Raw genomic sequence first — 8,418 nt, forward strand, 5'->3', positions numbered from 1 at the left:
CTTACGCTGTTCCCAAGGATCAGTAAAACCTTTAAATCTTATTTTTGGAGTGTTTTTTTCTGAACTCATTTAAATAACTCCTTAATCTGGTTAAGCTGCTGTTGAGCGTCAGCGTCTTGAGAAGTTAAGTCTTGCAACATTGAGCTAAATTCAGATTCTAACTGTTTAATTTCAGCATCTGTTTCAGTCATATCTTTAACTAATTTATCAACATCAACCGGTGGTTCTTCTTCAAACGTATCTACATAACGTGGAATGTTGAGATTAAATTCATTCTCTTCAATTTCTGACATTTCAGCAACGTGACTATATTTCTCAATATCTTGACGATCTTGGTACGTTTTTAAAATCTTTTCAACATTGGCATCGGTTAATCTATTTTGATTTTTTCCTTTTTCAAAATCACTTGATGCATCGATAAAGAAAATATCTTTTCTTGTTCTGTTCTTTTTAAAAACTAAAATAGTCGTTGGAATTGAAGTTCCAAAGAATAAGTTAGCAGGCAATCCAATTACCGCATCCAGTACATTGTCTTTTTCAATCATGTACCTTCTAATCTGTCCTTCACCAGCACCACGGAACAGAACACCATGAGGCAGTACAACAGCCATAGTCCCATCTTGTTTCAAATGAAATAACATATGTTCTACAAAGGCAAAATCAGCCTTAGATTTAGGTGCAGTTTTACCATATTTTCTAAAACGCTCGTCATCTAATTTTCCTTCAGTATTCCATTTAGCAGAATATGGAGGGTTTGCAACAACTACGTCAAATTGTTTATCTCCAGCACGATCATCTTCTAGAGTATCTCCGTTATAAACATCGAAACGATTATAACTAACACCATGCATCAGCAAATTCATTCGAGCCAAATTGTACGTAGTGTCGTTTAATTCTTGTCCGTAATATTCACCAATCTGGGCATGATCTCCAACACGCAACAGCAAAGATCCAGATCCCATTGTTGGATCATAGGCACTCTGAATTTTATCTTTTCCCATTGTTACGATTCCTGCTAGAATCTTTGAAACTTGTTGAGGAGTATAAAACTCGCCCGCTTTTTTACCAGCAGAAGCAGCAAATTGCCCAATTAAGTATTCGTAGGCATCTCCAAGTACATCGATCTTGGCATCTGATTGATTAAATGGAATATCTGCTAAGTTCAACATTACTTTAGCAATCAACTCACTTCGTTTAGCGACTGTATTTCCTAAACGATTAGAAGAGAGATTCATATCAGTGAACAAACCTCTGAAATCAGATTCTGATTCAAATCCGATCGTTGAATTTTGCACTTCATTTACAGCTATCTGTAATGTTTCAATATCGAAGTTTCCAGCATGAATGTTTTCTACTAACGTTGAATAAAGATATTGCGGTTCAATAAAGAACCCTAACGTTTTTATAACTTCATCTTTCAATCCTTCTTGTATATCAGAATCAGCGTATGCTTCAGTAAAAGTCATATCATCATTTTTCAAAAGATCTGAAGCATAACTTTCTACCTTATCAGATAGAAATCTATAGAAGATTAGTCCTAGAATATAGTTTCGGTACTCACTCGCATCCATATTACCCCGCAAATCATTGGCCACAGCCCATAATTGCTTTTGCAAATCAGATTGTTGCTGTGCCTGTGTTACGTGCGTTTCTTCCATATTTAAATTCTCCATTAACTAAAAATGTTATATTTTTTAACCGTGTCTTCAATAAAACTAACAACCCGTTTCTTTAAAGTTAGTTTTTCCTTAAAGCCGTATCCTGCCTCGTTAAAGACTTCATTCAAAACTCGATCATCAGGCTTACCATAGAATTCATAAGTACCAACTTGTTCATTAATCACACTAGCTGGCACTTTTGTATCTTCAGAAAACTGTTTGATGGAACCGTTACGTTGATCTTCCAGATATCCACTAAGCGCTTTAGACACATTGTCATTAGCCTTTAAAGTTGGAACAACTTCGTCCAAGAATTTCGACAACAACTCTGCTTTAGTTCTTAATTCGGGACTATCAGCATTATCCAATAAGCGTTTGATTTTTTGACGATCAGCGTTCATATTGTCTTCATTTTCAACATTAATTGATTTAACTAAATTAACGATGTATCGAACATCAATTTTATCAACCGCTAAGAGATCTAACTCAAAATCTATATCGTCCAGCACTGAAGCTTTTTCCGGGTGATCATTGTTGTCATACAGACTATGGTATACTGTCGAGTACTTCCCCCGCAGGCTCTGTAATTCACCGTCAGTGAACTCTCCAGCAAGATCCTTCCACGTAAAATCGTCGTATACCCGAATCTTGTTGTGAATCTGTAAAATAGAGCGAAATGCGATTACAAACTCTTTTAACGCATCATCACCTAAATCAAACAGCTTATCCACATCTTCCGGTTTTTGAACCACTTCATGAAGATTGCTAACAGCTTCCTTATAGTCATTCAACAACTCTGCATAACTTGGAACAAAGAATGCTTCACTAGATCCAGCTGAAAACAGTTGAACAGCATCATCTGTATTCCGTTTAATATCTCGATAAGCCACAATATTTCCAAATGGCTTAGCATGGCCTTCCACTCGATTAGTTCGAGAGAAAGCCTGAATTAATCCATGCCACTGCAATTTTTTGTCGACATAGAGCGTCGATAATCTTGGTGAATCAAAGCCAGTCAAAAACATATTCACGACAATTAGAATATCAATATTATCGTTTGGAGTAGCATCAGAATGCTCTTTCATCCGTTTTGAAACGTCAGAAAAGTAATCTTTAAAGTTATCAGTACTAAAAGAAGTATTGTATTGTTGATTGTAATCCTTAATGACGCTATCCAAGCCGTGTCTAGAAGTTAAATCTTCTTTTCCTTGGTTTTCTTCATTAGTATCTTCGTTAGCTGCCCACGTGAAAATTGTAGTTACTTTGACCGCGTTAATAGGGTCTAACTCTTTAAACAAGCGATAGTATTTAAGTGCGAGTTCAGTACTTTGAACAGTTAAAATAGCATTGTAATGCTTTTTATGTGTAACTGAATTATGGTTATTTATAATGTGTTTTACAATTTTACGAAGTCGATCATCACTTTCAAGGACTTCCTTCGTATCAATGGCAGACACTTCATCATTGCCATCAAGTAATTCTTCTTTTCTATTAATAGTGTTGATATATTGGATACTGAACCCAAGAACATTATGATCTCTAATAGCGTCTTTAATTAAATATTTATGGAGTTCCTTATTATATAGAGTTTCAGTAGTCCTACCATCTGGGCCAACATTTTCTGCAAAGATCGGTGTTCCAGTAAATCCAAAGTGTTGTGAATTATGGAACCATCGATTTACATTTTTACGCATTTCACCAAACTGGCTACGATGTGCTTCATCTTCAATGAAAATAATACGTTGATCTTGTAAGGGTGTCAGGATATCTTTGTACCGATCATTTGCAATTGCATTATTCATCTTTTGAATCGTTGTGATAATCAGTGAAGTATCCGAACTTCTTAGTTGTTCAACTAATTTACGTGTATTAGTTGTTTGATCTAACGCTGGTTCATTACTAACTGTTTTAGGCAAATATGAGTTAAAATTCTTTGATGTTTGAATATCCAAATCGGATCGATCAATTAAGAAAATAACTTTTTTTGCATCCGTTTCTTGAGCTAAAATACGGCTCGCCTTAAAGGAAGTAATTGTCTTTCCTGAGCCAGTTGTGTGCCATACATATCCGTTTTCATCCGGGTGTTCTTTAGCCTGCTTAACAATGGCTTCCGTTGCATAAACCTGATATGGTCTCATGATCATCATCCGTTGATGATCACCATCAAAAATTGTATATTTTGCAATTAAGCTATGTAGTCTTTTTACATCAAAAAATGATGCACTAAAAGCATCAATATCATTCAGCCAATGGTTATTAACATCGGTCCAATAGAAAATAAAGTTGGAATTTAACTTACCATCCCCATTAGCAAAATAACGGGTGTCGGATCCGTTGGAAATAACAAATAATTGCACAAATCGGTAAAGTTGTCTGAAAGATTCATCACGATAACGAATAACTTGATTAAATGCCTGGGTGAAGTCAACATCACGTCTTTTTAGCTCGACTTGAACAATTGGTAATCCATTGACTAACACTGTGACATCATAACGATTTGTATATGCGGCGTTTACAGTCACTTGGTGTGTCACTTCATAAATATTATTTTCAAAATCTTTTCCATCAAAGAAATCTAAATAGAGTTCAGAATTATCATCACGATTGATAACAATTTTCCCATATGGTTGAACATCAGATCCACGCAGCTGTTGCGCTATTTCATACAGTGTCTTCGACCCAACTAAAGCATTTAGAACTCGTTCAAATTCTGTATCAGATAGATCATTATCTTTTAGGTTCTCTTTATTTCTAGTATTTAAAAGGTCACGAAAATGATTCAAGATACCTTGTTCATCTCTAATATGAACAGACTTGTATCCCAAAGCATTGAGTTTCCTCATAAATTGTTTTTCGAGTTCTGCTTCTGATTGATATTCATCTGGCATCACAGTTTCCTCCAAAATACACGTTTAACTACATTTTAGCAGATTTGAGTATATTAAAATATACGATTTAACATTCTCATTCTTCAAAAAATGAGTCATCTATTTCAGTCTTTATAACTGTTTCCGTTTTAACACCCATTTGATATTTTTCCAGAAGGTCTACCAACATTTCACCATCAATTAACGTGACAATTGTAGAACCATTTTTTGCAGTTTCAATAGCACCCTTGTTAAACGAGCTCGTAGTAATATAAATTCCACGATCGTAATTATTATCCATTGATCCTCTAAAAATACGCATCTGTTCGGAAGTAATTGGGTTGGTATATCGTTTGGATTGGAAAGCAACACCAAAGCTTAGCAAATTATCAATTGTGATAACACCTGTGCCATCGATTCCACCATCACCAACATATTGTGTGACAACAACATCATCTACTCCCATTTTGGTCAGAATCTCACCTGATAGTTCTTCAAAACGTTGTGGACTCATTTTCTTGATTTTATTTAACAAATCTTCTTTCCATACTTCATCTTGTGGTATAGATTTCTTTCCCGGAACAGTTTCCCTTTCATTGTAATTACTCTGAGATAATTTCATTACTCTATCTGCATCAAACTCATCAACACTTATTTCCCTTCCCTTTGTACTGAGTGCCCATACTCCGCGTCTAGGACTAGTCAAGTATCCTGCACTATAAAGTTTCCAACGTGCCCAAGCAATATCATTCTCAGCTAGTGTTTGCGTATCGTTATCATGTTGCTTAATTTCTTTCTCACTCTCAGTCAGATCTGATATTTTGATTGCTAATTCAATAACTTCTTTTCTCTTTGCTTCACCACCCAGTCGTTTTAGAGCCTTAAAGGTTGGTAACATCATTCTCTTAATAGAAATGTTAGTCATAGATACACCTCATTTTTTAATGTATAAAGTCATTATTACTCATTTGATACAAAAAAAGAACTGTATAAACAGTTCTAATTTTTAATCTATTTTAATTTCTCAGCAATCTTCCCCGGCACCTCACTCCGTGGAATACCTTGATAGTCTCTGACGCCTTGGTACTTCGACCATTCCATTCGGATATAGTGACCCTTAGTAAATTTATGTCCATTGAATGATTTGACGGTTAATACTTTTGAATCTCCATTGGTTGTGTAACCTTGAATCTTATACTGATATGTCTTAGTGGAAATTCCACGATCATCTTTATCGGTTGAGACCTTATCAACATTGCCCACTTGTCCATAATAGTCGGTTGTATGGTTATAGGTCACAAATGCAGCAGTAGCACCTGTAATAACAACGGCTAAGATTATTAAAAAAATATTACTACGACTGTTCATAATTTTCCTCCACAGTTACGTTAGTTACTTGTGCAACTAACAATATAGGATCAATATCTAAAAATCAATCAACATTAATATTTCTTAAACAAGTCGAACAATAGCCATTGTAATCACACCAACAATTACAATTGCTAGTAAGTTTTTGGTGATTGCAGCTGCAACCACTGTTGGTCCAGAAGCAATCAGATTCTCCCAGTTTATTTCTGGTAAATGACCTGGATGGCCGATAAACCAGCTTTCGAAAAATAGAGCTGCCATGATTGTAATTGGAACAAACGACAAAAATTCGACTGCTAATTTGGGCAAACTAAATTTCTTCAGTAGAACAAATGGCACCACACGCAATAACCACGTGATAAGTCCACAGCCTACAAATGTCATAAAGACGTACATACTCATTTCCATCGTTCTAACACCATCCCAAACAAACAACCTAAAACTGTGACTAGTAATATTGCAAAATTAGACGACATAAACATTAGAGATATGTAGAATGCCACTAACACAAATAAAATAACGCTCAACTGCAGACTAAGTTTCTTAGAACGATCGCTAATCACCTGTAAATATAGCAATCCAATAAACATTGCAACTAATGCAAAATCAACACCTAATCGATTGGGGTCTGGTATTAAGTTTCCAATCAGTCCACCGACTACTGATGCAGCTGCCCATACTAAATATGAAATGATATTAGCCGTGTGTAACCAAACAGGATTTAATTTTCGATCCGTATAATTAATTTTATTCATCCCAAGGGCAAAGGTTTCATCAGTCAACAGACTGCCTAACAGAATATTCTGTAGTAGTGATTCTTTTTTGAAATACTGCGCCATGCTGGTACTCATCAACATAAATCGCAAGTTAATTAGAAAACCAGCAAACACAATTCCTAAGATTGGACTGTTGGCTGCCAGCATCCCTGCAATCACAAACTGAAGCGATCCAGCGTAAACCATTAATGACATCATTAAAATTGCTAGAATACTTAATCCACTCGTTTTTCCAACGATTCCAAATGCCAACCCAATTCCGATATAACCAAAAGTTGTTGGTAGTACATCTTTCAGTCCGCTTTTAAATGTTAGTTCCGAATCCACCTAATCACCTCTCATAAATACAAACTTAAAATATTATAGTCCAAATTTCTTTTCTAAAGTTTCCGTCAGCAACTGAGAAACATTAATCTTTTGTTTTTTGGCCATATTATTCAGATATTCAGGAATCGTGACATTACGTCTTACTTTTTTAGTATACATATTCCTAAATTTAGTTAAATCAACCGACACATATACTACTTTTTCGTCATTAATAACATCACTTTGAGTAAGTTCCGAAGGCCTAGGGTAGACGGTTTCTTCCTCCAACAGGTTTCCAATCAAATCTTCAGCCATTTTAATCGCATCAATTTCATCATTTCCCTGCGTATAACCACCTTCAAGGTCTGGAACCTTCACAAAAATATAATCATCTTCATCTTTAGTCATAACAATTGGATAAACAACAACGTCTGGTTTCATAAATCTAAGCTCCTTTCAATTTCTTCTTTATTATTTTGTTATATTGGCTTCCTTTAAAATTGCTTTCTCCAAGCCTTTACCTAATTCTTTTGCATGAATGGGAATCATAACTGTAGTATTATTTTCGCTGTTATACATTTTCAAATGTGATGATCCATTCTGCGACTTCTCAATAAAGCCATGCTGTTTCAATAGTCTAATCATTTGACGTGGCTTCATTGGCACTTTACTTCACCTCAATATTGGAATACCTATTTTTTATTATACACATTTTATACACATTTTGAAATAGTCATAAATAAAAAAGAGTCGAACCTAGTTTTTAGGCTCGACTCTTAAAATTTAATGCATTTCACTATATAAATTCTTATGTGATTTAATCGCATCAACCACATGGCGCTCGTCGCTGATAACAATACCTTGATCTGACCAAAACTCTGTTAGCATTGGCAAATCATCGACAACATTTTTAGAAATTGAAACTGTTTCAACTTCATCGCTCGTCTTAATCACCAATGTAAACATATCCGGATTAATATCTAATCCACTAAATCGTTGTTTATTCACATAATTAATGGTGATTGACTGAATATCTTTATATTCATAAATTGAACTACTATTCCGGTTAAGCAAAATTTGAATTGCTTTGTCTAATATCAAGACTGAATAACGATGCACTTCAATATTATGCTCATTAACCATCCAATAATCACTATTGGAAAATGGAACAAATAACAGAATTGCCACAATCGCAATCATGATTGTCATCCAAATTGGTTGATAACCAAATCCTGTCATTAACAACGCTACAAAAATAGCAATAACAATCGCTACAGCAGTTCTGATATTTGATTTAACTTTACCGATAACTAAAGGAAATTTAATTTGAGTATTCATAATTAAAACCTCTTTTCGATTTAACGGAAGCGTTTATTTTTCTTGAACACATTATACTTCCATTATTAAAAAGAAACAATCAATTATAGATTAATTTTAATTGGG

The 8,418-nt window shown here is 34.8% G+C and carries 9 protein-coding genes; all 9 read right to left on the reverse strand.

Features of this window, described 5'->3' with window-relative positions; all coding sequences use genetic code 11:
- Positions 1-65: 65 nt before the first annotated feature.
- The 9 genes from IV88_RS08345 to IV88_RS08385 all read right to left on the reverse strand — a co-directional run bounded on the left by IV88_RS08345 (position 66) and on the right by IV88_RS08385 (position 8,313).
- Positions 66-1,658: a type I restriction-modification system subunit M gene (locus IV88_RS08345; protein ID WP_057800447.1), complete on the reverse strand. Its 1,593-nt coding sequence runs from the start codon at positions 1,656-1,658 to the stop codon at positions 66-68.
- Positions 1,659-1,672: 14 nt separating this feature from the next.
- Complete coding sequence (locus tag IV88_RS08350) at positions 1,673-4,546, reverse strand: type I restriction endonuclease subunit R (protein WP_057800448.1); 2,874 nt, start codon at positions 4,544-4,546, stop codon at positions 1,673-1,675.
- A 76-nt stretch (positions 4,547-4,622) separates the two neighbouring features.
- Positions 4,623-5,450 carry a restriction endonuclease gene (locus IV88_RS08355; protein ID WP_057800449.1) on the reverse strand — a complete coding sequence of 276 codons (828 nt, stop codon included), beginning with the start codon at positions 5,448-5,450 and terminating at the stop codon, positions 4,623-4,625.
- Positions 5,451-5,536: 86 nt separating this feature from the next.
- Complete coding sequence (locus IV88_RS08360; protein ID WP_057800450.1) at positions 5,537-5,893, reverse strand: YxeA family protein; 357 nt, start codon at positions 5,891-5,893, stop codon at positions 5,537-5,539.
- 84 nt (positions 5,894-5,977) lie between these two features.
- Positions 5,978-6,301, reverse strand: coding sequence for an AzlD domain-containing protein (locus tag IV88_RS08365; RefSeq protein ID WP_057800451.1), 324 nt, complete (start codon positions 6,299-6,301; stop codon positions 5,978-5,980).
- Complete coding sequence (locus tag IV88_RS08370) at positions 6,292-6,996, reverse strand: AzlC family ABC transporter permease (RefSeq protein WP_057800452.1); 705 nt, start codon at positions 6,994-6,996, stop codon at positions 6,292-6,294. Before IV88_RS08370 ends, IV88_RS08365 begins: the two co-directional genes overlap by 10 nt.
- 33 nt (positions 6,997-7,029) lie before the next feature.
- A complete protein-coding gene (locus IV88_RS08375) occupies positions 7,030-7,416 on the reverse strand; it encodes a type II toxin-antitoxin system HicB family antitoxin (protein ID WP_057800453.1) in 387 nt (128 codons plus the stop codon).
- A gap of 30 nt (positions 7,417-7,446) precedes the next feature.
- Complete coding sequence (locus tag IV88_RS08380) at positions 7,447-7,641, reverse strand: type II toxin-antitoxin system HicA family toxin (protein WP_057800454.1); 195 nt, start codon at positions 7,639-7,641, stop codon at positions 7,447-7,449.
- Positions 7,642-7,758: 117 nt separating this feature from the next.
- Positions 7,759-8,313: a hypothetical protein gene (locus IV88_RS08385; protein ID WP_057800455.1), complete on the reverse strand. Its 555-nt coding sequence runs from the start codon at positions 8,311-8,313 to the stop codon at positions 7,759-7,761.
- Positions 8,314-8,418: the final 105 nt, after the last annotated feature.

It is taken from the genome of Pediococcus argentinicus, from assembly GCF_001437605.1.
Classification (GTDB): domain Bacteria; phylum Bacillota; class Bacilli; order Lactobacillales; family Lactobacillaceae; genus Pediococcus; species Pediococcus argentinicus.